At 70.8% G+C, this 21241-nt stretch carries 18 protein-coding genes; 10 read left to right on the forward strand and 8 right to left on the reverse strand.

What is annotated here, in order from left to right; translation table 11 throughout:
• Nucleotides 1-87: 87 nt before the first annotated feature.
• Complete coding sequence (locus tag AC2D9U_RS23060) at nucleotides 88-648, forward strand: fasciclin domain-containing protein (protein WP_484753657.1); 561 nt, start codon at nucleotides 88-90, stop codon at nucleotides 646-648.
• Between the two features lie 122 nt (nucleotides 649-770).
• Here AC2D9U_RS23060 and pdeM read toward each other — a convergent pair whose 3' ends face one another.
• From pdeM to AC2D9U_RS23075, 3 genes are read right to left on the reverse strand one after another with little or no spacing between them, the layout of a single operon-like run.
• Nucleotides 771-1481, reverse strand: coding sequence for a ligase-associated DNA damage response endonuclease PdeM (pdeM, locus tag AC2D9U_RS23065; RefSeq protein ID WP_484753659.1), 711 nt, complete (start codon nucleotides 1479-1481; stop codon nucleotides 771-773).
• Entirely contained in the window at nucleotides 1478-2119 is a 642-nt protein-coding gene (locus AC2D9U_RS23070) for a class I SAM-dependent methyltransferase (RefSeq protein ID WP_484753661.1), read from the reverse strand. The genes pdeM and AC2D9U_RS23070 overlap by 4 nt, the downstream gene beginning before the upstream one ends.
• A complete protein-coding gene (locus AC2D9U_RS23075) occupies nucleotides 2116-4629 on the reverse strand; it encodes a ligase-associated DNA damage response DEXH box helicase (protein ID WP_484753663.1) in 2514 nt (837 codons plus the stop codon). The genes AC2D9U_RS23070 and AC2D9U_RS23075 overlap by 4 nt, the downstream gene beginning before the upstream one ends.
• Nucleotides 4630-4789: 160 nt before the next feature.
• On the opposite strand from AC2D9U_RS23075, the gene AC2D9U_RS23080 reads away from it, so the two are divergent.
• Complete coding sequence (locus AC2D9U_RS23080; protein ID WP_484749628.1) at nucleotides 4790-5023, forward strand: hypothetical protein; 234 nt, start codon at nucleotides 4790-4792, stop codon at nucleotides 5021-5023.
• Between the two features lie 119 nt (nucleotides 5024-5142).
• Complete coding sequence (locus tag AC2D9U_RS23085) at nucleotides 5143-6255, forward strand: ligase-associated DNA damage response exonuclease (RefSeq protein WP_484753665.1); 1113 nt, start codon at nucleotides 5143-5145, stop codon at nucleotides 6253-6255.
• On the opposite strand, the gene AC2D9U_RS23090 is transcribed toward AC2D9U_RS23085, so the two are convergent.
• On the reverse strand, nucleotides 6169-6888 hold the full coding sequence (locus AC2D9U_RS23090) for a hypothetical protein (RefSeq protein ID WP_484753667.1): 720 nt from the start codon (nucleotides 6886-6888) through the stop codon (nucleotides 6169-6171). The genes AC2D9U_RS23085 and AC2D9U_RS23090 overlap by 87 nt on opposite strands.
• Before the next feature lie 47 nt (nucleotides 6889-6935).
• On the opposite strand from AC2D9U_RS23090, the gene AC2D9U_RS23095 reads away from it, so the two are divergent.
• Together AC2D9U_RS23095 and AC2D9U_RS23100 are read left to right on the forward strand one after the other, a co-directional pair.
• Entirely contained in the window at nucleotides 6936-8522 is a 1587-nt protein-coding gene (locus tag AC2D9U_RS23095) for a cisplatin damage response ATP-dependent DNA ligase (RefSeq protein WP_484753669.1), read from the forward strand.
• 50 nt (nucleotides 8523-8572) lie between these two features.
• Nucleotides 8573-9355, forward strand: a complete 783-nt coding sequence (locus AC2D9U_RS23100) for an HpcH/HpaI aldolase family protein (protein WP_484753671.1) — start codon at nucleotides 8573-8575, stop codon at nucleotides 9353-9355.
• Here AC2D9U_RS23100 and glsA read toward each other — a convergent pair.
• A complete protein-coding gene (gene glsA / locus AC2D9U_RS23105) occupies nucleotides 9347-10330 on the reverse strand; it encodes a glutaminase A (RefSeq protein WP_484753673.1) in 984 nt (327 codons plus the stop codon). The two genes, AC2D9U_RS23100 and glsA, sit on opposite strands and share 9 nt — an antisense overlap.
• Before the next feature lie 175 nt (nucleotides 10331-10505).
• Here glsA and AC2D9U_RS23110 point away from each other — a divergent pair, with 175 nt between their 5' ends.
• Nucleotides 10506-11537 carry a Fe(3+) ABC transporter substrate-binding protein gene (locus tag AC2D9U_RS23110; RefSeq protein WP_484753675.1) on the forward strand — a complete coding sequence of 344 codons (1032 nt, stop codon included), beginning with the start codon at nucleotides 10506-10508 and terminating at the stop codon, nucleotides 11535-11537.
• Between the two features lie 7 nt (nucleotides 11538-11544).
• On the opposite strand, the gene AC2D9U_RS23115 is transcribed toward AC2D9U_RS23110, so the two are convergent.
• The 3 genes from AC2D9U_RS23115 to AC2D9U_RS23125 form a co-directional block, all read right to left on the reverse strand.
• Complete coding sequence (locus AC2D9U_RS23115) at nucleotides 11545-12507, reverse strand: MBL fold metallo-hydrolase (protein WP_484753677.1); 963 nt, start codon at nucleotides 12505-12507, stop codon at nucleotides 11545-11547.
• Between the two features lie 68 nt (nucleotides 12508-12575).
• Nucleotides 12576-14246 carry an ABC transporter permease gene (locus AC2D9U_RS23120; protein ID WP_484753679.1) on the reverse strand — a complete coding sequence of 557 codons (1671 nt, stop codon included), beginning with the start codon at nucleotides 14244-14246 and terminating at the stop codon, nucleotides 12576-12578.
• Complete coding sequence (locus AC2D9U_RS23125) at nucleotides 14246-15223, reverse strand: 2-hydroxyacid dehydrogenase (protein WP_484753681.1); 978 nt, start codon at nucleotides 15221-15223, stop codon at nucleotides 14246-14248. Before AC2D9U_RS23125 ends, AC2D9U_RS23120 begins: the two co-directional genes overlap by 1 nt.
• A 104-nt stretch (nucleotides 15224-15327) precedes the next feature.
• Here AC2D9U_RS23125 and AC2D9U_RS23130 point away from each other — a divergent pair, with 104 nt between their 5' ends.
• The 4 genes from AC2D9U_RS23130 to AC2D9U_RS23145 are packed head-to-tail and all read left to right on the forward strand — an operon-like array spanning nucleotide 15328 to nucleotide 21122.
• Complete coding sequence (locus tag AC2D9U_RS23130) at nucleotides 15328-16116, forward strand: SDR family oxidoreductase (protein WP_484753683.1); 789 nt, start codon at nucleotides 15328-15330, stop codon at nucleotides 16114-16116.
• 13 nt (nucleotides 16117-16129) lie between these two features.
• Nucleotides 16130-17395 (forward strand): hydantoinase/carbamoylase family amidase, encoded by a 1266-nt coding sequence (locus AC2D9U_RS23135; protein ID WP_484753685.1) that lies wholly within the window; start codon nucleotides 16130-16132, stop codon nucleotides 17393-17395.
• A complete protein-coding gene (locus tag AC2D9U_RS23140; RefSeq protein WP_484753687.1) occupies nucleotides 17392-19464 on the forward strand; it encodes a hydantoinase/oxoprolinase family protein in 2073 nt (690 codons plus the stop codon). The genes AC2D9U_RS23135 and AC2D9U_RS23140 overlap by 4 nt, the downstream gene beginning before the upstream one ends.
• The gene (locus AC2D9U_RS23145) at nucleotides 19464-21122 is read left to right on the forward strand and encodes a hydantoinase B/oxoprolinase family protein (RefSeq protein ID WP_484753689.1); all 1659 of its coding nucleotides are present in this window, start codon (nucleotides 19464-19466) and stop codon (nucleotides 21120-21122) included. The genes AC2D9U_RS23140 and AC2D9U_RS23145 overlap by 1 nt, the downstream gene beginning before the upstream one ends.
• The last annotated feature ends 119 nt before the right edge of the window (nucleotides 21123-21241 follow it).

Here is a 21241-nt window from a genome sequence, read left to right on the forward strand (position 1 = left end):
AGCATGCAGGGCGCCGCCATTGATCCGCGGGCGAGAGACAACCTAGGCTCCGACACCGGGAATCATCCCGGGGGGAGGTCAAGCAACATGAATCTTTCGCCAAACCGCCGGGGCCTGCTTGCCTTCGGTCTCACCGGCCTTGTCGCCGCCTGCGGCAGCGCACCGGATGTGGTCAGCCAGCCGAACCGCAGCATCGTCGACGTGCTGTCCACGGACAGTTCCTTCGAACGCTTCCTCGCCGCCGCGGGGCCGAGTGGTGCGCTGCAGACGTTGCGGCAGCCGGGGCCCTTTACGGTCTTCGCCTTCACCAATTCCGGCTGGGGCGACCTGCCGGTCTTCACCCGCGATTCGCTGATGTCGGGCACGGAACCCACGCGCCTTGCCGCCGTGATGAACCACCTGATCGTCGAAGGGCGGCACACCATCGCGAGCATGGGCGGCGCGCCCAAGACCTTCACCACCCGCAACGGCAGCCGGATCACGGTGGATCCGCGCAATGCCGAGCGGCCCAGCGTCGAATCCGCCGGCGGCGGCGGTCAGGGCGCGGGGGTGGCGAGTGTCGGCCTGCGCTCCTCGCGCATCCAGCGGCCGGATGTCGAGGCCGCGAACGGCATCATCCATGTGATGACCGGCATCATCGTGCCCTGAGTCCTGCTGGAGCGATATGCCTTCAGATGGGTCGCGGCGCTAGCGCGACGCTGAACGCATTTCTTGCTCTGGATTCAACGGTTTATAGAGCACGAGCTGCGTTCATGGGAACGCAGCGTGCTCTACCCCGTGATCCCAACGGCCGCGCTGGGCGCGATGCGCCGCAGCGGGCCGGTGGGGAAGCTGTAGAGCCGCGCCTCGCCCAGCAGGAAGGCGCGGCCGCCCCGGGGAAAGAAGCCAGCGATGGCGGGGTCGCGGATGTCGAGCCCGCCGGTGAAGGCGCCGAAGGCGGGCAGCAGCACGCGCCGCCCATCGGTGAGGAAACAGGGCCGCGTCACCGCGCCGCCGCGCACCGGCGCCGCCGCCTTGGGGTGGAAATGGCCCGAGATCTCGCCCACCACCGTCCCGGCTTGCGCGATGTGGCGGAACAGGAAGGGCCCGCGCCGCAACTCGGCCACGGCCTCGCCCGGCAGGGTCGAGGGCGCGACGGGATCGTGGTTGCCCAGCACCCAGGTGACCTCCCGCCCCGCCAGCAGTTTCAGCAGCGCCGTGAGATCCGCCGGCGCCAGCCGCGCCTCGCCGCGCGCATCGTGGAAGCTGTCGCCGAGCATGACCAGGCGCTGCGGATTCCACAGCTTCACCGCGCGGGCCAGGCGTTCCAGCGTCTCCCGCGTGTCATAGGGCGGCAGGAAGCGCCCCGCGGCGGCGAAGGCGCTGCCCTTCTCCAGGTGGAGGTCGGCCACGCAGAGCAGCTTCTCCGCCGGCCAGGCGAGCACGCCGGAGGGGTCCAGCATCAGCCGCTGGCCGCCGATATGCAGGGGCGCGGCGCTCATCCCAGCCCCATCGGCTTCAGCTTCTCGACCACGATGAAGGAAAGCTCCTTCAGATGGTCGGCGACCTGGAAGTCGTGCTCGGTGATCACCTCGCGCACCGCGAATTCGCCGCGGCCGAATTCGTTGAGCATCATCACCAGCTCATCGCGCTCCGCGCCGAAGGGATCGAGTGCGGAGACGGCCGCCGGGCGGTGCTGGTCGGTGTGTTCCAGCAGCATCACGCCGCCGACGCGCAGGCAGGCGGCCCAGGCGCGGAAGCAGCGCTCGGGGTCGTAGCTGTGGTCGTAGGAATTGGAATAGATGAAATCCACCGCCTCCAGCCATTCCGGCTTGGTGTCGTGGAAATCCCACTGGATGGTGTGCGGGAAATCGGCTGCCGTGGGGCTGATCTCGGTGCCGATCACCTCGATGTCCAGGCGTTCGCGGAACCAGACCTGCTCGTCACCGCGGCGCGTGCCGTGGCACAGGCCGAAGCGCAGCGGCGTGACATGGGCCTTGAGCCAGCCGGCGAGGAAGGCGACGACGTGGCGATGCACCCAGCGCGCATGCAGCTTGCGGCGGTTGCCTTCCTCCTGCACGCGGCGATAGGCGGCGTAGTCGAACCGGCCATCGGGCGTGAGGTAGCGGAACAGTTTCATCGTCGTGCTCCTGCCGCCTTGGGGGCGTGGCGAATGAAGCGGTTGTAGCGCGGCGCGGCGGGTGGCGGATCGCCCGCGGGGAGGGTTTCGAGGAAGCTCTCCTGCCCGTCGGTCGCTTCCTGCACAAGGGCCGCGGCCTCGGCCAGCAGCGCATCCTCCGCGCCGCCCGAAACCCATTCGCGCCCTTCCTCGATCAGCGCCGGCACGGCGAGGGGCGAGACGCGATCGAGCGCGCGGTGGCGGATGCCGCCCTGCCGCGCCCGGGCGAGCAGCTGCGCGATGCGCGCCACGTCGGTCAGCCCCGTCGCGGCTTCCTGGCGCGTGGCGCGCAGCAGGATGTGCTGCGGTTCGTGCTTGCGCAGCACGTCGTAGATCAGGTCGGAATTCATGGTCATCTGCCGGCCGGATTTCTCCTGCCCCGGATGGTTCTTCTCGATCAGGCCCGCGATGGTGGCGATGTTGCGGAAGCTGCGGCGGAGCATGGAGCTTTCCGCCATCCATTCCTCCAGCTCCTCGCCCAAAATGTCCTCCTCGAACAGGCGCTCGATGCCGGTCGGTTCGAAGGCGGACCAGCAGGCCAGCACATAGTCGGTGCCCACGAAGCCCTGTGGTGCGAGGCCGAGCCGCGCCATGCGCCTGGTCACCAGCATGCCCAGCGTCTGGTGCGCGAGCCTGCCTTCGAAGCAATAGGCGAGGAGGAACCAGCGCTCGCCGCGCGGGAAGGTCTCCACCAGCAGCCCGTCGCGCGGCGGCATTTCCGAGACATGCTGTTGCAGGCGCAGCCAGTCGCGCACCGTCTCGGGCAGGGCGGCCCAGCATGTCGGATCGGCGAGGATCGCGCGCACGCGGGCGGCGAGCCAGGTGGTGAGCGGCATGCGCGACCCCGCATAGGCCGGCACGCGCGGATTTTCGGCGGCACCGCGGGAGACGATGCAGGCGCGCGCATCCAGCCCCTCGAAGCGCAGCAATTGCCCGGCGAAGAGGAAGGCGTCGCCGCGCGTCAGCGTGGAGACGAACCATTCCTCCACCTCGCCCAGGAAGGGGCCGCCGCGCAGCCGCACCTTGACCAGCGGCGTCTCGACGATGGTGCCGAGATTCATCCGCAACTGCCGCGCCACGGCGGCGGAGCGGACATGCACGCGGCCTTCTGAGTCGCGGAAGAGGCGGCGGAAACGCTCATAGACCTGCAGCGCATAGCCGCCATCCTCGACGAAGCGCAGCGCGTCGTCGAAATCCTGGCGCGGCAGGGCGGCGTAGGGCGCGGCGCGGGTGATCTCGGCGTAGAGGTCATCGGGCAGGAAGGGCGCGGCGACGGCCATCGCCAATATGTGCTGGCAGAGCACATCGAGCCCGCCGGCGCGCGGCGCCTCGCCATCCAGCTCGCCAGCCGCGATGGCCTGGCGGGCGGCGACGCATTCGATGACCTCGAAGCGGTTGGCCGGCACCAGCACGGCCTCGCTTGCCTCATCCATGCGGTGGTTGGCGCGGCCGACGCGCTGCAGCAGGCGCGACACGCCCTTGGGGGCAGCGACCTGCACCACCTGGTCCACCGCGCCCCAATCGATGCCGAGGTCGAGCGAGGCGGTGGCGACCACGGCGCGGAGTTTCCCCGAGGCCATCGCGGCCTCGACCTTGCGGCGCTGCTCGACGGTCAGCGAGCCATGGTGCAGGCCGATGGGGAGGTTGTCGTCGTTGAGCTTCCACAGCGCCTGGAAACACAGCTCGGCCTGGGCGCGGGTGTTGACGAAGACGATGGTCACCCCCGCGCCCCGGATGCGCCGATAGACCTCGGGCATGGAGGCGAGGCCCATATGCCCGCCCCAGGGCAGGCGGCCCTCGGGCAGCAGGATATCGAGCCGCGGCGCGGCACCGCCCTGCGCTTCCACCAGCGCCACATCCTCGGCCCGGCCGCTGGGCGAGAGATAGGCGCGCAGGGGTGCGGGATGCGCCACCGTGGCCGAAAGCCCGACGCGCCTTGCCCCCGGCGCCAGCGTGCCGAGCCGCGCGAGGCAGAGCGCCAATTGGTCGCCGCGCTTCGTGCCGGCCAGGGCATGGATCTCATCCACCACGATGGCTGAGAGGCCGGCGAAGAACTCCGGCGCCTCGGCCAGGGTCAGCAGCAAGGTCAGGCTCTCGGGCGTGGTCAGCAGCATCTCGGGCGGGCGTTCGCGCTGCCGGGCGCGGCGATTGGCGGGCGTGTCGCCGGTGCGCGTCTCGATGCGGATAGGCAGGCCCATCTCGGCCACAGGGGCGGCGAGGTTGCGCGCGATATCCACCGCCAGCGCCTTCAGCGGCGAGATGTAGAGCGTGTGCAGCCCTTCACGGGGCTTTGCCTGCAGATCCACCAGGCTCGGCAGGAAGCCCGCCAGCGTCTTGCCGCCGCCGGTCGGGGCCACCAGCAGCGCACTCTCCCCGCGCGCGCCGGCCTCCAGCAGCGCAAGCTGGTGCGGCCGCGGCGCCCAGCCCCGGCCGGCGAACCAGCGCGCGAAGAGTTCCGGCAATGTTCCCATGCGCCGCGACTATGCCCAGGCCGGGGAGGGGGCGGAAGAGGGGCGCGGTAAGGCATAGGAATCGCCTAATCCAACGACAGATACCATCGATTATTCCTTTGGATCGGGCTGCGGCATCTTTCCCTCACCGACGAACGCGAAGCCAAAAGGAACCGCCCCGATGATCCGCACCGCCCTGATCGCCCTGGCCGCCATCGCCGCTCTGGGCGCCACCCCCGCCGCGGCGCAGCAGGCCCGGCAGATTTCGCACCAGCAGGCGGTGGCCCAGGGCCCCGGCGGGTGCCAGGAGTTCAACACGGCGCTGGCCGCCGCGGTGGCCACCCAGATCCGCACCGGCAAGCATGCCGAGGCCCAGCGCCTGGCCCGCATGGCGGTGCCCTGCCCCCGCCGCTGAGACCTTCCCCGGTTTGGGCCTCGATCCCCCCCTCTCCCCTCTCGAGGCCCCTTGCCCCCGGCGCTTCCCCAGCGCCGGGGGTCTTTTTTTCGGCCCTCCCGCCACGATGTTGCGGGACGATGCCCCACCCCGACACCTGGATGCGCGTGACCCCGCAGGGGCTCTATTGCGAGCCCGGCGATTTCTTCATCGACCCGGCCCGCGCCGTGGACCGCGCCATCGTCACCCATGGCCATTCCGACCATGCCCGGCCCGACCATGGCCATGTGCTCGCCACCGCCGAGACGCTCGCCATCATGCGCGCACGGATGGGTGAGGGCCGCGCCGGGCGGGTGCAGCAGGCGCTCGGGCTGGGCGAGGCGGTCACCCATAATGGCGTGGGAATCCGCCTTGTCCCGGCCGGCCATGTGCTGGGTTCGGCGCAGGTGGTGCTGGAATGGCAAGGCAGCCGGATCGTCATCTCAGGCGACTACAAGCGTCGCGTCGATCCCGCCTGCGCGCCCTTCGACGTCGGGCCCTGCGACGTTTTCGTCAGCGAAGCCACCTTCGCCCTGCCGGTGTTCCGGCACCCGCCCGCCGCCGCCGAGATCGCGCGGCTTCTGCAATCTCTCGCGCTGTTTCCGGACCGCGCCCACCTGATCGGCGCATATGCGCTGGGCAAGGCGCAGCGCCTGATCCTGCTGCTGCGCCAGGCCGGCTGGGAGCGCCCGATCTACCTGCATGGTGCGCTGATCGCGCTGTGCGAACTCTACCGCGATTTCGGCCTCGACCTCGGCGACCTGCGCCCCGTCCCGCCCGCGCCCCTGCGCGGGGCCGCGCCGCTGCTGGCGGGCGAGATCGTGCTCGCCCCCCCCGGCGCCGAGGCCACCGCCTGGGTGCGGCGCCTGGCCGAGCCCTTGGTCTGCGCCGCCTCGGGATGGATGCGGGTGCGCCAGCGCGCCAAGGCGGGGGGCGTGGAATTGCCGCTGATCATCTCCGACCACGCCGATTGGGAGGAGTTGCTCGCCACCACGGCGGAGGTCCAGGCGCCGGAGATCTGGATCACCCATGGGCGCGAGGATGCGCTGACCCACGCCCTGGCCCAGCGCGGCCAGCGCGGCCGCGCGCTGCATCTGCTCGGCCGCGGCGAGGAGGATGAGGAAGCGCTAGCCCCGCCGCCGACGCCGCCAGGCGGCGAGGGCGCGGCCGAAAGGCCCAGCGGGGAGGGTGAGGCGCGTGGCCAAGGTGCGTAGCCGTTCCGTCCGGCCCAGGATCGCGCCCCAATGCAGTTCGAAGGCTTTCTGTTCCGCCAGGAAGCCGGCATCGACGCGCCCGGGGCTGAGATGCGCCAGGTGAAAATCCACCACCCAGGCGCTGCGCCCGGCAAGCCTTGCCTGCAGGCAGAGATCCGTGCCGTAGAGATGGAAGCCGTGCAGCGCGGCCGAGGGCAGCAGCCCCGCATCCCGCCGCAGCACGAGGAAATTCTCATCGAGGCTGACCACGCGCGCGGGCAGGGGGCCGCGATTCTGGTCCGCGCCATGCGGGTCGGAGATGCGGATGGCAAAGCGCCCTTCCGGCGTGACGCCGGCATTGCCCGCCAGCGCCCAATCCGCCGGCAGCGCCGCGAGGCGCGCGCGCAGCGCGGCGGCGCCATCCTCGATCAGCCGCACATCCTGGTGGCAGAGGATCAGCGTCTCGCCCTGCGCTTGCGCGATCATCGCGCGCAGCCCGGCATAGGCGTCGAGCCGATTGCCCGCGCTGTTGTCGATCTGGAGGTATTCCGCGCAGGTCTCGTCGAAGCCGCCGGCCGCGAAGCTGTCGCGCATCGCGGCGTACTCGGCCGGGCGTGTGACGAGCGTGCAGAGGGAGAATTCGGGCGGGCTCACTTGCGTCTGATAGGCAGGCGGCGTGGTACCGGCAAGCGGTGGTGCAGATGAGCCTCACCGCTTTTGCCACGCTGCTGGAGCGGCTGATCTTCTCGCCCGGCCGCAACGCCAAGCTCGCACTGCTCAGCCAGTGGTTCGCGACGCAGCCCGACCCCGACCGCGGCATCGGCCTCGCCGCGCTGACCGGCGAGCTCACCCTCTCCACCGCCAAGCCCGCGCTGATCCGCGCCTTGGTGGCGGAGCGCACGGACCCGGTGCTGTTCGAGCTTTCCTATGATTATGTCGGCGATCTTGCCGAGACGGTGGCGCTGATCTGGGTGCCGCGCGCGGGGGTGAACGCGCCGCCGCCGAGCCTCGCCGAGGTGCTCGCCGCCCTGGAGACGACGCGCAAATCGGAACTGCCGGCGCTGATCGCGGGCTGGCTCGATACGCTGGACGCGCCGGCGCGGCTGGCGCTCATCAAGCTCGTCACCGGGGGGCTGCGCGTCGGTGTCTCCGCGCGTCTCGCCAAGACCGCGCTGGCGGGCTGGGGCGGGCAAGGCGTGGAGGCGGTGGAGGAGGTCTGGCATGGCCAGGCGCCGCCCTACCTGCCGCTCTTCGCCTGGCTGGAGGGGCGCGGGCCGATCCCCGCGGCCAGCGGCTACCGCCCCGTCATGCTCGCCCATCCGCTGGAGCCCGAGGATTTGCCGGGCATCGCGCCCGACACGCATCGCGCCGAGTGGAAATGGGATGGTATCCGCGTGCAACTCGTCGCGGGACCGGGGGAGGCGCGGCTGTTTTCCCGCCGTGCCGAGGAGATTTCCGGAACCTTCCCCGACATCATCGAGGCCATGCGCTTCCACGCCGTGCTGGATGGCGAGCTGCTGGTGATGCGCGACGGCAACGTCGCACCCTTCGCCGATCTGCAGCAGCGGCTGAACCGCAAGAGCGTCACGGCGCGCATGATGGCCGAGAACCCGGTCGGCGTGAGGCTCTACGACATTCTCTTCGATGGGGAGGAGGATCTGCGCGCTCTCCCCTTCGACCAGCGCCGCGCGCGGCTGGAAGCCTGGTTCGCCCGCACCAACCCCGCGCGCATGGATCTCTCCGCCCTCGTGCCCTTCGACTCCGCCGAACACCTCGAGGAAATCCGCGCCGGCGCCCGTGACGCGGCGATCGAGGGGCTGATGGTCAAGCGCGCCGACAGCGACTACCGCGCGGGCCGGGTGAAGGGGCTGTGGTGGAAGTGGAAGCGCGCGCCGCTCAGCATCGATGCGGTGCTGATGTATGCCCAGCGCGGGCACGGCAAGCGCAGCAGCTACTATTCCGACTACACCTTCGGCCTGTGGCGCCCGGACGGGCAGGGGGGCGAGGTGCTGGTGCCCGTCGGCAAGGCCTATTCCGGCTTCACCGATGCCGAGCTTCTGTGGCTCGACCGCTGGGTGCGCGCGCATACCACCGCGCGCTTCGGCCCGGTGCGGGAGGTGGAGAAGGCCCTGGTGCTGGAAGTCGCCTTCGACGCCGCGCAGCGCAGCAACCGCCACAAATCCGGCGTCGCGCTGCGCTTCCCCCGCATCGCCCGGCTGCGCGCCGACAAGCCCGCGAGCGAGGCCGACAGGCTGGCCACGCTGGAGCGGCTGATCGTCGCCGATTGACCCGCGCGCGGGCGCATGGTCGCCTCCGCCACCCTTCGGAGGACATGCCCATGCCGCTCTCCCACAACCCCGTCCGCGCCCGGCTTGCCAGCGGGGGCCTCGCGCTGGGCTTCGGCGTGCATCACCTGCGCGGGCCGGCCGTGGGCATGATCGCGCAGGCGAGCGGCTTCGACTGGCTGTTCATCGACATGGAACATGGCGCGATGAGCGTGGATGACGCGACGCGCATCGCCATCGCCGCGCTCGGCCAGGGGGTGACGCCGATCGTGCGCATCTGCAAGGACGCGCTGTTCGAGGGCACGCGCTGCCTCGACAATGGCGCGATGGGCGTGGTCGTGCCGCATATCGACACGGCCGAGGAAGCCAAGGCCGTCGCGGCCGCCTATCGCTTCCCGCCGACCGGCCAGCGCAGCTGGGGCGGCCCGCCCTTCGCCTATGGCATGGCGGCCGTGAACCCGGCCGTGGCGCAGGCCGAACTCAACGCCGACATCCTGGTGGTCTGCATGATCGAGACGCCCGAGGCCGTGCGCAACGCGGATGCCATCGCCGCCGTCCCCGGGATCGACGGGCTGATGATCGGCACTTCGGACCTCACCGCCAGCATGGGCATCGCCGGTCAGATCGGCCACCCCGATGTGCGCGCCGCCTACGCCACCGTCGCCGCCGCCTGCACGGCGCATGGCAAGGTCATGGGCATGGGCGGCGTGTATGATGAGACGGTGGCGCCGGACTACATCAGGCTCGGCGCGCGCTTCATCCTCTCCGGCAATGACCATGGCTTCGTCATGGCCGGCGCGAGCCAGCGCGCGAAATTCCTGCGCGGATTAGGTTGAACGGGAGAGCGTCTCCAGCAGGCGCGAGCCCTTGTTGGTGGCGTCGAAGGCGTGCAGGCCGAGTTCGTTCGCCAGGTATTCGCAGGCCAGCACGCCGCGCAGCGGATTGCCCGCCGCATCGAGTCGCGGCGAGAAGACGCCCATGCCGAGCTGGCGGTTCACCACCGCCACCAGCCCGCCGCCCACGCCGCTCTTGGCCGGCAGGCCGACGCGGCAGGCCCAGTCGCCCGCGCCGTCATAGAGGCCGCAGGTGAACATCACGCTCAGCGTGTCGCGCACCGCATCGACGCCGAAGACCTCCGCCTGGGTCAGCGGCTGCACGCCAATGCCCGCGAGCGTGGCGCCCATGGCGGCGAGGTCGCGCGCCGTCACCAGCAGCGAGCATTGGCGGAAATAGACGTCGAGCGCGACGTCCGGCTCCACGCGCAGCGCGCCGGTGGCGCGGAGCAGATGCGCGATGGCGCGGTTGCGATGCCCGGTCTCACGCTCCGAGTCGAAGACCACCTGATCCAGCGCCAGGTCGCGCCCGGCGGCGGCGGAAAGCCGCGCCTGCACGGTGGCGAAGGCCTCGCTGCCCAGCGCCTCGCACAGCATCCCGGCGACGGCGATGGCGCCTGCATTGACCATGGGGTTGAAGGGGCGGGCATGGAGGGGGTCGAGTTCGATGGCGTTGAAGGGCTCGCTCATCGGCTGCACGCCGATGCGCGCGCGCACCGCCTCGCGCCCCAGCAGGTCGATGGCCAGGGCGTAGGTGAAGGGCTTCGAGACCGATTGGATGGTGAAGGGGTGGCGCGTGTCCCCCGCCTCGGTGAGCGTGCCGCCGGGCGTCATCATCGCCACGCCGAACAGGTCGGGCGGCATGGCGCCGAGTGCCGGGATGTAGGTGGCGACCTCCCCGCCTTGCTCATGCGCGAGGCGGGCGCGAAGCTCCTCCGCCGCCTGCTGGAGAGGGGAGGCGCTGACGATGTGGTTCATGCTTCGATATCTGCCCTGGCTGACGTGGCCGCGGGCGTTTCCCTGCGCCCTTTCTAGGGGCAGCCTCGCGGCGGAGGCAAGCGCCCTGCGAGGCGGAGGAGGGGCCCTCGATCCTCTACTTGCGAACGCTTCTCATTTGCGATATCAGCAGCGCCACAGCAACCGGAGACCCTTCATGTTCCGCCGAGCCCTGCCCGCCCTCGCTGCCCTGATCGCGCTGCCGGGCCTCGCCCTGGCCCAGCCGCGCGGCGGGGAGGTCGCGGTCTATTCCGCTCGCCACTACGATACCGATCGCCGCCTCTATGACGCCTTCACGCGCGAGACCGGCATCCGCGTGCGGCTGATCGAGGGCGACGCCGACCAGCTGGTCGAGCGCATCCGCAATGAGGGCGCGAACAGCCCGGCCGATGTGCTGATCACGGTCGATGCTGCGCGCCTCGCCCGCGCGAAGGAGGCGGGCGTGACCCAGCCGCTGCGCTCGGATGTCGTGGCCGCCCGCGTGCCGGCCGGGCTGCGCGATCCGGAGGGGCACTGGTTCGCCGTCTCCCAGCGCGCGCGGCTCATCATGTATGACCGCACGCGCGGCGTGCCGGAGGGGCTGACCCGGTATGAGGACCTCGCCGATCCGCGCTTCCGCGGCCAGATCTGCGTGCGCGCCGCCAACCACCCCTACAATGTGAGCCTCGCCGCCTCGATCCTGGCGGCCGATGGCGCCGCGGCGACCGAGCGCTGGGCGCAGGGCGTGGCCGCCAACCTCGCGCGCCCGCCGCAGGGGGGCGATCGCGACCAGATCCGCGCCGTGCCGCCCGGCCAGTGCCGCCTCGCCATCGCCAACAGCTACTACCTCGGCGGGCTCGGCGTCTCGACCAGCGCGGCGGATCGCGCGGTGTTCGAGCGCATCGGCGTGATCTTCCCCAACCAGGGGGCGAATGACCGCGGCGCGCATGTGAACATCTCCGGCGCGGCCCTGGTGCGTGGCGCGCCGAACCGCGAGAATGCGGTGCGCTTCCTGGAATACATGACCTCGCCCGCGGCGCAGGAACTCTTCGCGCTGGGCAACATGGAATACCCGGTGGTGGCCGATGCGCCGCTGCACCCGGTGCTGCAGGCCATGGGCAGCTTCCGCGCCGAGCCCCTGCACGCCACGCAATCCGCCGCCAACGCGGCCGAGGCGCTGCGCATCATGCAGCGCGCCGGCTGGCGTTAGGCTACCCTCAACCCCACTGCCAGGGGCTCGGCACGAAGCCGAATCCCTGGCCCGAAACCTCGACATGCCCCAGCCCCGGCCAGGGGAAATGGTAGCCGAGCACCTGCAGGCGCTCGGCCGCCGCCATGTCCAGGATCCGCCGGCGCGTCCTGACCGCCAGGGCCGGGTCGGCGTCGAAGGCGAAGGGCCAGTCGGGCCGCCGCAGCGCCAGCACGTGGTGGTTCGCGATGTCGCCCAGCACCAGCAGGCGCTGGCCCTGGCTTTCCAGCTGGAAGCAGGTGTGGCCGATGGTGTGGCCCGGCGAGGCCACGGCGCGGATGCCCGGCACAAGCTCGGCATTGGCGGCCAGCATGGTGAAGCGCGCCCGGCGCGGCAGGGCGACGGCGCGCGTGCCCGCCACCAGGGCGCGCAGCGGCTCGGGCAAGGCGAGGTTCGCCTCGCTCGTCCAGAAATCGAAATCCGCCGCCGTCATGGCGTAGCGGGCATTGGGGAAGACATCCGCCCCGGCCGCATCGGCGATGCCCCAGGCATGGTCCGCATGCGCATGGGTGAAGGCGACGAGGTCGATCTCCCCCGGCGCGATGCCCGCCGCGGCCAGCGCCTGGCCGATCCGCCCGCTGCCCGGCCCGAAGACCGGCTGCGGCCCGACCCCCGCATCGAGCAGCACGAGCTGCGTGCCCGTGTTCACGACGATGCAGTTGAGCTGCGCGGCGATGCTCGCCGTGGGCAGGAAGGCGCCGGTCAGCGCGGCCTCCACCTCCGCGGCGGTGGCAAGGTTCCCGCCGAAGGTGGGATGGGAAGGGGCGAGGGTCAGCGCCCCGTCCGAGACCACCGTGCATTCGAAGGCGCCGAGCCTGAAGCGGTACCAGGCGGCAACCTGCCCCCCGCGCTGCGGGGCGGCGGCCCTGCCGGTGCTGGCGAAACCGGCACCCAGCGCGGCGCCGAACAGGGTGCGTCGGGACAGGGACATGGCGTACTCCGGCGTTGTCCCGCGCAGGTTAGGCGATGCGACATGACAGTCGCATGACAATTCCGCGCTCAGTCCCGCCGCATCGCTCGCACCAGCGCCACCACCGGCGCCAGCCCCACCAGCACGATCAGCAGCGCGGCGGTGGAGGCCTCGGCTAGGCGCTCATCCGAAGCCAGGTTGTGCACGCGCACCGCCAGCGTGTCGAAATCGAAGGGGCGGACGATCAGCGTCGCCGGCAATTCCTTCATCGTATCGACGAAGACCAGCACGCCCGCCGTCAGCAGCGCGCCGCGCGCCAGCGGCAGCTCCACCTCCCGCACCGCCTGGCCGGGCGTGCGCCCCAGCACCCGCGCGGCGGAGAACAGGCTTGGCTTCACCCGCGTCAGCCCCGATTCCACGGCCGAGAGCGATACGCCCAGGAAGCGCACGAGATAGGCGAAGACCAGCGCCACGATCGTGCCCGAGAGCAGCAGCCCGCTGGAAATTCCAAACCGCGCGCGCAGGAAACCGTCCAGCGCATTGTCGAACAGCGCGAAGGGCACCAGCGCCCCCACCGCGATCACCGAGCCCGGCACCGCATAGCCCAGCGAGGCCACGCGATTGGCGAAGGCGCGCAGGCGCGAAGGGTGCAGCCGCTGCCCCCAGGCGAGCAGCGCCGCCAGCGCCACCGCCAGCACGCCGGTGATGGCGGCGAGCGTCAGGCTGTTGGCCGCATAGGGCAGGGTGCGCCGCGGATCGAGCGGGTCGCCACCCTCCAGCATCAGCGCGAAGAGCGTGCCGGCGGGGATGACGAAGCCCAGCAGCACCGGCGCGCCGCAGGCGAGGATGGCGGCGGCCTCCTTCCAGCCCTGCAGCACCACCGGGCGCAGCGGTGGGTGGCGCGTGGTGGTGGGGTGGAATCGCCGGCCGCCGCGCGAGACGCGCTCGAAGACCAGCAGCATCGCCACCACGCCCATCAGGCAGGCGGCGAGCTGGGCCGCGGCCGGGCGGTCGCCCATGCCGAACCAGGCCTCGTAGATGCCGGTGGTGAAGGTGCGGACGGCGAAGTGCTGCACCGTGCCGAAATCCGCCAGCGTCTCCATCAGCACCAGCGCCACGCCGCCCGCCAGCGCAGGCCGCGCCATCGGCAGTGCGACATGCAGGAAGGTGCGCGGCAGCCCATGCCCCAGCGTGCGCGAGGCCTCGAGCAGGCAGACGCTCTGCGTCAGGAAGGCAGTGCGGCACATCAGGTAGACGTAAGGGTAGAGCACCGCCGCCAGCATCAGCGCCGCCCCGGGCAGGGAGCGGATCTCGGGGAACCAGTACTGCCCCCAGCCGAGGCCCGTCGCGTCGCGCAGCGTGGATTGCACCGGGCCCGCCACGTCGAGCAGCCAGACATAGGCATAGCCGCAGACATAGGCCGGCATGGCGAGGGGCAGCAGCAGCGCCACCTCCAGCACCCGGCGGCCCCGGAAATCGCAGGCGGCGACGATCCAGGCCGAGATCGCGCCCATGCTCGCCGCCAGCACCGCCACCAGCGCGGCGAGGGCGAGCGTGTTGCCCAGCAATTCGGGCAGCAGCGTGTGCAGGATATGGCCCCAGCTTCCCTGGCCCAGGCTGGGGCCCGGGGCGAGGGCGGTGACCAGCACGGCGAGCAGCGGTGCGGCCATCAGCGCCGCGATGCCAAGCGACGCCCAGGCCCAGCCCGGCACGCGGCGGCTGCGCGGCGCCCCCGGCAAGGCCAGGCCGGCTTGCTGCATCAGGCGACGCGATCCGGCGCCGGCTTGCTTTGCCTCAGCACGGCATCGAGGTTGTCGAGCGCGCGGTTGCCCATGGCGTCGCGCGTCTCCTCCGTGGCGCTGCCCAGATGCGGCAGCAGCGCGACATTCTCGAGCCCCAGATAACCGGGGAAGATCGCGGGCTCGCCATCATAGACGTCGAGCCCCGCGGCGCGGATGTGCCCCGAGCGCAGCGCGGCCACCAGTGCCGCGTCATCCACCGTGCCGCCGCGGCCGGTGTTCACCACCATCGCACCGGGGCGCATCTGGGCAAGGCGCTCGGCATTGAGCCATTTGCGCGTCGCCTCGCCGCCGGGGATGTGCATGGAGAGGATGTCGATGGCGCCGAGGAAGTCGCGGTCGCTGTCATGCCAGATCGCGCCCTGCTCCAGCTCGGGCGGCAGGCGGGTGCGGCCGTGATAGTGGATTTCCATGCGGAAGCCCCGCGCCATGGCGGCGAGTTCGCGCCCGATGCGCCCCATGCCGAGGATGCCAAGCCGCTTGCCCTCCAGCGTCACGCCCATCAGCTGCGTCGGCGCCCAGCCGACCCATTGGCCGGCGCGGACCATCCGTTCCCCCTCGCCGGCGCGGCGCGCGGCCATGAGCATCAGGGTGAAGGCGATCTCGGCGGTGGCGAAGGAGAGCACGTCGGGCGTGTTCGCCACGACCAGGCCCCGTGCGCGCGCCGCCTCCAGCCCCAGATGGTCGGTGCCGACCGAGAAGGTGGCGACCATGCGGATCGTGGCGGGCAGGGCGGCGATCGTCGCCGGGCCCATGGCATCGCCGGCGGCGCAGAGAATGGCATCCGCCCCCGCGGCGCGGCGGGCGATCTCGGCGCCATCGCGGTACCAGGGCGCGTCCGTGGGGTTGAGGCGGGCGTCATAGTCGCGCGCGGCGCGGGCCTCGATGGCGGGCGGCAATTGGCGGGTGACCAGCAGGACGGGCTTCGGCACGGGCATTCTCCCTCGACGGCCCCCTGGTTAGCAGAGCCCGGCCGGCTTGCCAGCCGGCGCACAGGGTTGCAGGGTCCGGCCCGGTTCCGCTGGACAGGAAGACGAACACCATGGATCTGGGTCTCAAGGGCAAGCGCGCCCTGGTGATGGGTGCCTCCAAGGGCCTCGGCCGCGCCATCGCGGACAGCCTGGCCGATGAGGGCGTGTCGTTGGTCATCAGCGGGCGGACGCAGGCCAGCCTCGATGTCGCGGCGGCCGAGTTGAAGGCACGCGGCGCCGCAGCGGCCTTCGGCGTGCCGGCGGATGTCGCCAGCGCCGAGCAGATCGACGCGCTGGGCGATGCCGCGGTGCGGCTGCTGGGCGGCGTCGACATCCTCGTGCTGAACCATGGCGGCCCGCCGCCCGGCACGGCGCTGGAGATCACCGAGGCGCAGCTCATCGAGTGGTTCCCGAGGATCGTGCTGAACCCCATCCGGCTCGCCACCAGGCTGCTGCCGGCGATGCGGGCGCAGAAATGGGGGCGCATCCTCACCGTGGGTTCGACCGGCATGGTGCAGCCCATCCCGAACCTCGCGCTCTCCAACATCCTGCGCGCCGCCATCGTCGGCTGGAACAAGAGCCTGAGCTCGGAAGTCGCGGGCGACAACGTCACCTGCAACATCCTCGCCCCTGGCGCGATCCTGACGGATCGACAGCTGGAGACGCAGGGCAACCTCGCGAAGAAGCGCGGCATCACGGTGGAGGAGCAGATCAAGGATCGCGCCACCCAGATCCCCGCCGGGCGGCTCGGCGTGGCGAGCGAATTCGGCCCGATGGGCGCCTTCCTCGCCTCGCAGCACGGCGCCTATGTGACGGGCAGCATCATCCGCATCGATGGCGGCATCGTCCGCAGCTTCTGAGAGGGTGAACGCGATGTTGCCGAATCTCACGCCCGATGTGGCGCTGGCCGAGCGCCTGTTCGACGAGCTGCGCGCGGCGACCCATGACGGCGTGGGGATCACGCGCGAGGCCTATGGGCGCGGCGAGCGCATCGCGCATGAGATCGTGCGCGCGGCGGCCGAATCCATCGGCCTCGAATGTCGCGCCGATCCCATCGGCAACCTGCTGATGACACTGCCGGGCGCGGATCGCGCGGCCAAGCGCGTGGTGCTGGGCAGCCATCTCGACAGCGTGGTGGAGGGCGGCAATTTCGACGGCGCCGCGGGCGTGCTGACGGGCCTTGCCACCGTCGCCGGCATGAAGCGTGCGGGCTTCGTGCCGGGTCGCGACGTGACGGTGGTCGCACTCCGCGCAGAGGAGGCCGGCAGCTGGTTCCCGGTGAGCTACCCCGGCAGCCGCGGCGCGCTCGGCCTGCTCAAGCCCGAGGAATTGCAGATCAGGCGCCAGGACAGCGGCCGCACGCTCGCCGAACATATGCGCGAGGAAGGATTTTCGCCCGACTTCGTGACGCAGGGCGGCAAGACGTTTTCGCGCGACGACACCGCCGCCTTCCTCGAACTGCATATCGAGCAGGGGCCGGTGCTGGACACGGAAGGCGTGCCGATCGGCATCGTCACCGGCATCCCCGGCTCGCGCCGCCTGCGCGCCGCGCGGGTGGTGGGCGAGTACAACCACTCCGGCGCCACGCCGCGCAAGTATCGCCGCGACGCCGCCATCGCGCTGGCCGAACTCGCGCATCGCGTGGATGATCGCTGGGTGGCGCTGGAGGCGATGGGCCATCGCCTTGTCTGCACCTTCTGCGTGCTGGCCACCACGGCCGAGGCCGGCTTCACCAAGATCGCCGGCGAGGCGCGCTTCCAGCTCGATGTGCGCAGCGTGAACGCGCACAGCGTCGATGCACTGATGGAGACGCTCTACGACATCATCCCCGAGATCGAGGCCCGTCGCGGCGTGCGTTTCGAACTCGGCGTCGAGACCGGCAGCCGCGCCGCGCCGATGGATGCCGCGATCCAGGCCGGCCTCGCCCGCGCCGCGGACCAGCTTGGCATCAGGCATCTGACCATGGCGAGCGGGGCAGGGCATGACGCCGCGGCCTTCGCGATGGCCGGCATCCCGAGCGCGATGCTCTTCGTGCGCAACCAGCACGGCAGCCATAATCCCAAGGAAGACATGCGGATGGAAGATTTCGCGGCGGCCTGCGCCGTGGTGCAGCGCTGGGCGGCGGAGGCGGCGCAGTGAGCGCGCGTCTGGCCGTCGATATCGGCGGCACCTTCACCGATGTCGCCATCGAGCGCGAGGGCGAGCGCTGGACCGGCAAGGTGCTCACCACGCCCGCCGCGCCGGAACGCGGCGTGCTGGAGGGCGTGGCGCTGGTGCTGGGCCGCGCGGGCCTCACGCCCGCCGATATCGCGCTGGTCATCCACGGCACGACGCTCGCGACCAATGCGATCATCGAGCGCAAGGGTGCGAAGACCGCGCTGCTCACCACCGAGGGTTTCCGCGATGTCCTCGCACTCGGCAATGAGAGCCGCTACGACCAGTACGACCTGAACATCGACCTCGCCCAGCCGCTGGTGCCGCGCCGCTGGCGCCTGACGGTGCCGGAACGGCTGGACAATGAGGGAAATGTGCTGCGCGCCCTCGATGAATCGGCGGTGCGCGCGCAGGTCGATTTCATGCGCGCCGAGGGCATCGAGAGCCTCGCCATCGGCTTCCTCCACGCCTTCGTGAACCCGGTGCATGAGCAGCGCGCCGCCGCGATCGTGCAGGCGATGTGGCCGGAATTGCCGGTCTCGCTCTCCTCGCAGGTCTCGCCCGAGATGCGCGAGTGGGAGCGTTTCTCCACCACCGCCGCCAATGCGTATGTGCAGCCGCTGATGGCGAGCTATCTCAAGCGGCTCGAACTCGGCCTGCGCGGCGGTGGCTTCACCTGCCCGCTCTTCCTCATGCTCTCGGGCGGCGGGCTGACCACCATCGACACGGCGGCGCGCTTCCCGATCCGCCTGGTGGAGAGCGGGCCGGCGGGCGGGGCGATCTTCTCCGCCCATGTCGCGAAGCAGCGCGGCTGGGATCGCGTGCTGAGCTTCGACATGGGCGGCACCACTGCCAAGGTCTGCCTGATCGACGATTACGCGCCCCAGGCCAGCCGCACCTTCGAAGTGGCCCGCGTCGGCCGCTTCAAGAAGGGCTCCGGCCTGCCGCTGCGCATCCCGGTGATCGAGATGGTGGAGATCGGCGCCGGCGGTGGCTCCATCGCGCATCTCGATGCGCTCGGGCGCATCCAGGTGGGGCCGGAGAGCGCGGGGGCGGATCCCGGCCCGGCCTGCTATGGCCGCGGCGGCACGAAGCCCGCGGTGACGGATGCCAACCTCTCGCTCGGGCGCTACGAGCCGGATCTGTTTGCCGGCGGCGCGCTCAAGCTGCAGGTGGAGCCGGCGCTGGCCGCACTTGCAGAGCATGTCGGCGACGGGCTCGGCCTCGCGCCGGCCATGGCGGGTCTCGGCGTGGTCGAGATGGTCGATGAGAACATGGCCAATGCCGCGCGCGTGCACGCCATCGAGAGCGGTAAGAATTATGAGGGCCGCGCGATCATCGCCTTCGGCGGCGGCGGGCCCGTGCATGGCTATCGTGTGGCGGAGAAGATCGGCGTGGACCGGCTGCTGGTGCCCTCGGGCGCTGGCGTGGGCTCGGCCATCGGCTTCCTCCGCGCGCCGGTCGGCTATGAGGTGGTGAAGTCGCTCTACCAGCGTTTCCGGACCTTCGATGTGGCGGCGGTGAATGCGCTGCTCGGCGCGATGTCGGAAGAGGCGACGCGCGTGGTGCAGGAAGGCGCCTTTGGCGCGAAGCTTGAAGAGCATCGCCTGGCTTTCATGCGCTATGTCGGCCAGGGGCACGAGATTTCCGTGGCCCTGCCGGCGCGTGCGCTCACGCCGGAGGATGTTACCGCGATCCGCGCCGCCTATGACGCGGAATACACGCGCTTCTACGACCGCCCCGTGCCGGGCAGCGATGTGGAGATCCTCTCCTTCGCCGTCACCGTGGCGACGGTGCCGGAGGCGGTGAAGCCCGTCGCCGCGGTGGAGGATTCGCCCGCCCCCGCGCCGATCCGCGTGCAGCTTGTGCGCGATACCGCGACCGGCGAGGTCGCCCCCTGGCAGGTCTATGACCGGAACGAGATGCCCCAGGGCTGCAGCGTGCCCGGCCCCTGCATCATCGCCGAGGCCGAGACGAGCACCCTCGTCGGGCCCTCCTGGCGTTGCCGCGTGGATGGGCTGGGCTACCTCGAACTGATCCGGGAGCAGGTGTGATGAGCAACGACGCCCTCGAGAAGATCCAGCGCCAGATCCAGTGGAACCGCCTGATCGCGGTGGTGGAGGAACAGGCGCAGATCATGATCCGCACCGCCTTTTCCACCACGGTGCGTGAGGCGGGCGACCTCTCCGCCGGGGTCTTCGACCTCAAGGGACGCATGCTGGCCCAGGCCGTCACCGGCACGCCGGGCCACGTCAATTCCATGATGGAATCGGTCGGGCATTTCCTCGCGAAATTCCCGGCCCACACCATGCAGCCGGGCGACCACTACATCACCAATGATCCCTGGCTCGGCACCGGGCATCTGCACGACCTCACCGTCGTCACGCCGGCCTTCCTCGAGGGCAGGATCATCGGCCTCTTCGCCAATACCGCGCATGTCATCGATGTCGGCGGCCTCGGCATGGGGCCGGAGGGGCGGAGCGTCTTCGAGGAAGGGCTCTACATCCCCATCGTGAAGTGCTTCGACCGCGGCCGGCCCAACGAGACCTTCTTCGATTTCCTCCGCGCCGGCTCGCGCACGCCGGTGGAACTCGAGGGCGACGTCTATTCGCTCTGCGCCTGCAACGATGCCGCCGCCAAGCGCCTGGCCGAGATGCTGGCCGAGTATCGCATGGACAGCCTGGAGCCGCTGGCCGAGGCGATCTTCGAGGCCTCGCTGAAGGCGACGCTGGAGGAAATCCGCAAGATCCCGCGCGGCACCTACAAGGCGCAGATCATCTCGGATGGCTACGAATCGCCGGTCACGCTCAAGGCCGCGATGACGGTGCAGGAGGACAGCATCGTCGTGGACTATGCCGGCACCTCCGGCCTGTCCGGCCGGGGCATCAACGTGCCCGCCGCCTATTGCCGCGCCTATGCGTGCTTCGGCATCAAATGCGTGGTGGCGCCCGAGATCCCGAACAACTGGGCCTCGCTCGCGCCCTTCCGCATGGAGATCCCGGAAGGGTGCATCCTCAACGCGCCGCGGCCCTACCCGGTCAGCGTGCGCCATGTGGTGGGCCAGCTGCTGCCCGACCTGATGATGGGCTGCCTGCATCAGGCGGTACCCGATCGCGTGAATGCCGAGGGCTCCTCCGCGCTGTGGAACCCGCCGCTCCGCGGGGGCGCGCAGGTGAGCGGCGCGCAGGCCGAATTGCCGGATTTCGAGATCATCACCTTCAACTCGGGCGGCACAGGCGCGCGGCCGACCAAGGACGGGCTGGACGGCACGGCCTTCCCCTCGGGCGTGCGCACCATGCCGGTGGAGGCGACGGAGAACGTCGCCCCCGTGATCTTCTGGCAGAACCAGATCCGCCCCGATTCCGCCGGTCCCGGCCGCACGCGCGGCGGCTTCGGCAAGATCATGGAGATCGGCGCCAAGGGTGATGCGGAATTCGCGGTGAACGCGACCTTCGACCGTGTGGCGAATGCGCCGAAGGGCCGTGAGGGTGGTGGCGATGGGGCGCCGGGCTGGGTCGGGCTGGATGACGGCACGGTGCTGCGCACCAAGGGCTACCAGGTGATCCCGAAGGGCCGCCATCTGGTGCTGAAGCTCGCCGGCGGTGGCGGCATGGGCGACCCCGCGCAGCGCGACCCCGCCCTCGTCGCGCGCGACCTGGCCGATGGGCTGGTGAGCGAGGCACAGGCGAAGGCGCGCTACGGGCGGGGCTAGAGCAATTTCCGATCGGATGGAATCATCTGATCGGAATTCTTGCTCTAGGTGTTTGATCCCAGGGTTTGATGGTGCAGTCTTTTCCCAGGCATGGAAGGACGCGCTATGGGCCAGGTTCT

The sequence above is a fragment of the Roseomonas sp. TF40 genome (assembly GCF_057219975.1).

Coding starts and splice junctions, on each gene's coding strand:
- AC2D9U_RS23120 (WP_484753679.1), bottom strand. CDS start 14,246: ATGCAGCAAGCCGGCCTGGCCTTGCCGGGGGCGCCGCGCAGCCGCCGC.
- AC2D9U_RS23085 (WP_484753665.1), top strand. CDS start 5,143: ATGCCCCACCCCGACACCTGGATGCGCGTGACCCCGCAGGGGCTCTAT.
- AC2D9U_RS23080 (WP_484749628.1), top strand. CDS start 4,790: ATGATCCGCACCGCCCTGATCGCCCTGGCCGCCATCGCCGCTCTGGGC.
- pdeM (WP_484753659.1), bottom strand. CDS start 1,481: ATGAGCGCCGCGCCCCTGCATATCGGCGGCCAGCGGCTGATGCTGGAC.
- AC2D9U_RS23075 (WP_484753663.1), bottom strand. CDS start 4,629: ATGGGAACATTGCCGGAACTCTTCGCGCGCTGGTTCGCCGGCCGGGGC.
- glsA (WP_484753673.1), bottom strand. CDS start 10,330: ATGAACCACATCGTCAGCGCCTCCCCTCTCCAGCAGGCGGCGGAGGAG.
- AC2D9U_RS23125 (WP_484753681.1), bottom strand. CDS start 15,223: ATGCCCGTGCCGAAGCCCGTCCTGCTGGTCACCCGCCAATTGCCGCCC.
- AC2D9U_RS23115 (WP_484753677.1), bottom strand. CDS start 12,507: ATGTCCCTGTCCCGACGCACCCTGTTCGGCGCCGCGCTGGGTGCCGGT.
- AC2D9U_RS23110 (WP_484753675.1), top strand. CDS start 10,506: ATGTTCCGCCGAGCCCTGCCCGCCCTCGCTGCCCTGATCGCGCTGCCG.
- AC2D9U_RS23095 (WP_484753669.1), top strand. CDS start 6,936: ATGAGCCTCACCGCTTTTGCCACGCTGCTGGAGCGGCTGATCTTCTCG.
- AC2D9U_RS23070 (WP_484753661.1), bottom strand. CDS start 2,119: ATGAAACTGTTCCGCTACCTCACGCCCGATGGCCGGTTCGACTACGCC.
- AC2D9U_RS23130 (WP_484753683.1), top strand. CDS start 15,328: ATGGATCTGGGTCTCAAGGGCAAGCGCGCCCTGGTGATGGGTGCCTCC.
- AC2D9U_RS23145 (WP_484753689.1), top strand. CDS start 19,464: ATGAGCAACGACGCCCTCGAGAAGATCCAGCGCCAGATCCAGTGGAAC.
- AC2D9U_RS23060 (WP_484753657.1), top strand. CDS start 88: ATGAATCTTTCGCCAAACCGCCGGGGCCTGCTTGCCTTCGGTCTCACC.
- AC2D9U_RS23100 (WP_484753671.1), top strand. CDS start 8,573: ATGCCGCTCTCCCACAACCCCGTCCGCGCCCGGCTTGCCAGCGGGGGC.
- AC2D9U_RS23135 (WP_484753685.1), top strand. CDS start 16,130: ATGTTGCCGAATCTCACGCCCGATGTGGCGCTGGCCGAGCGCCTGTTC.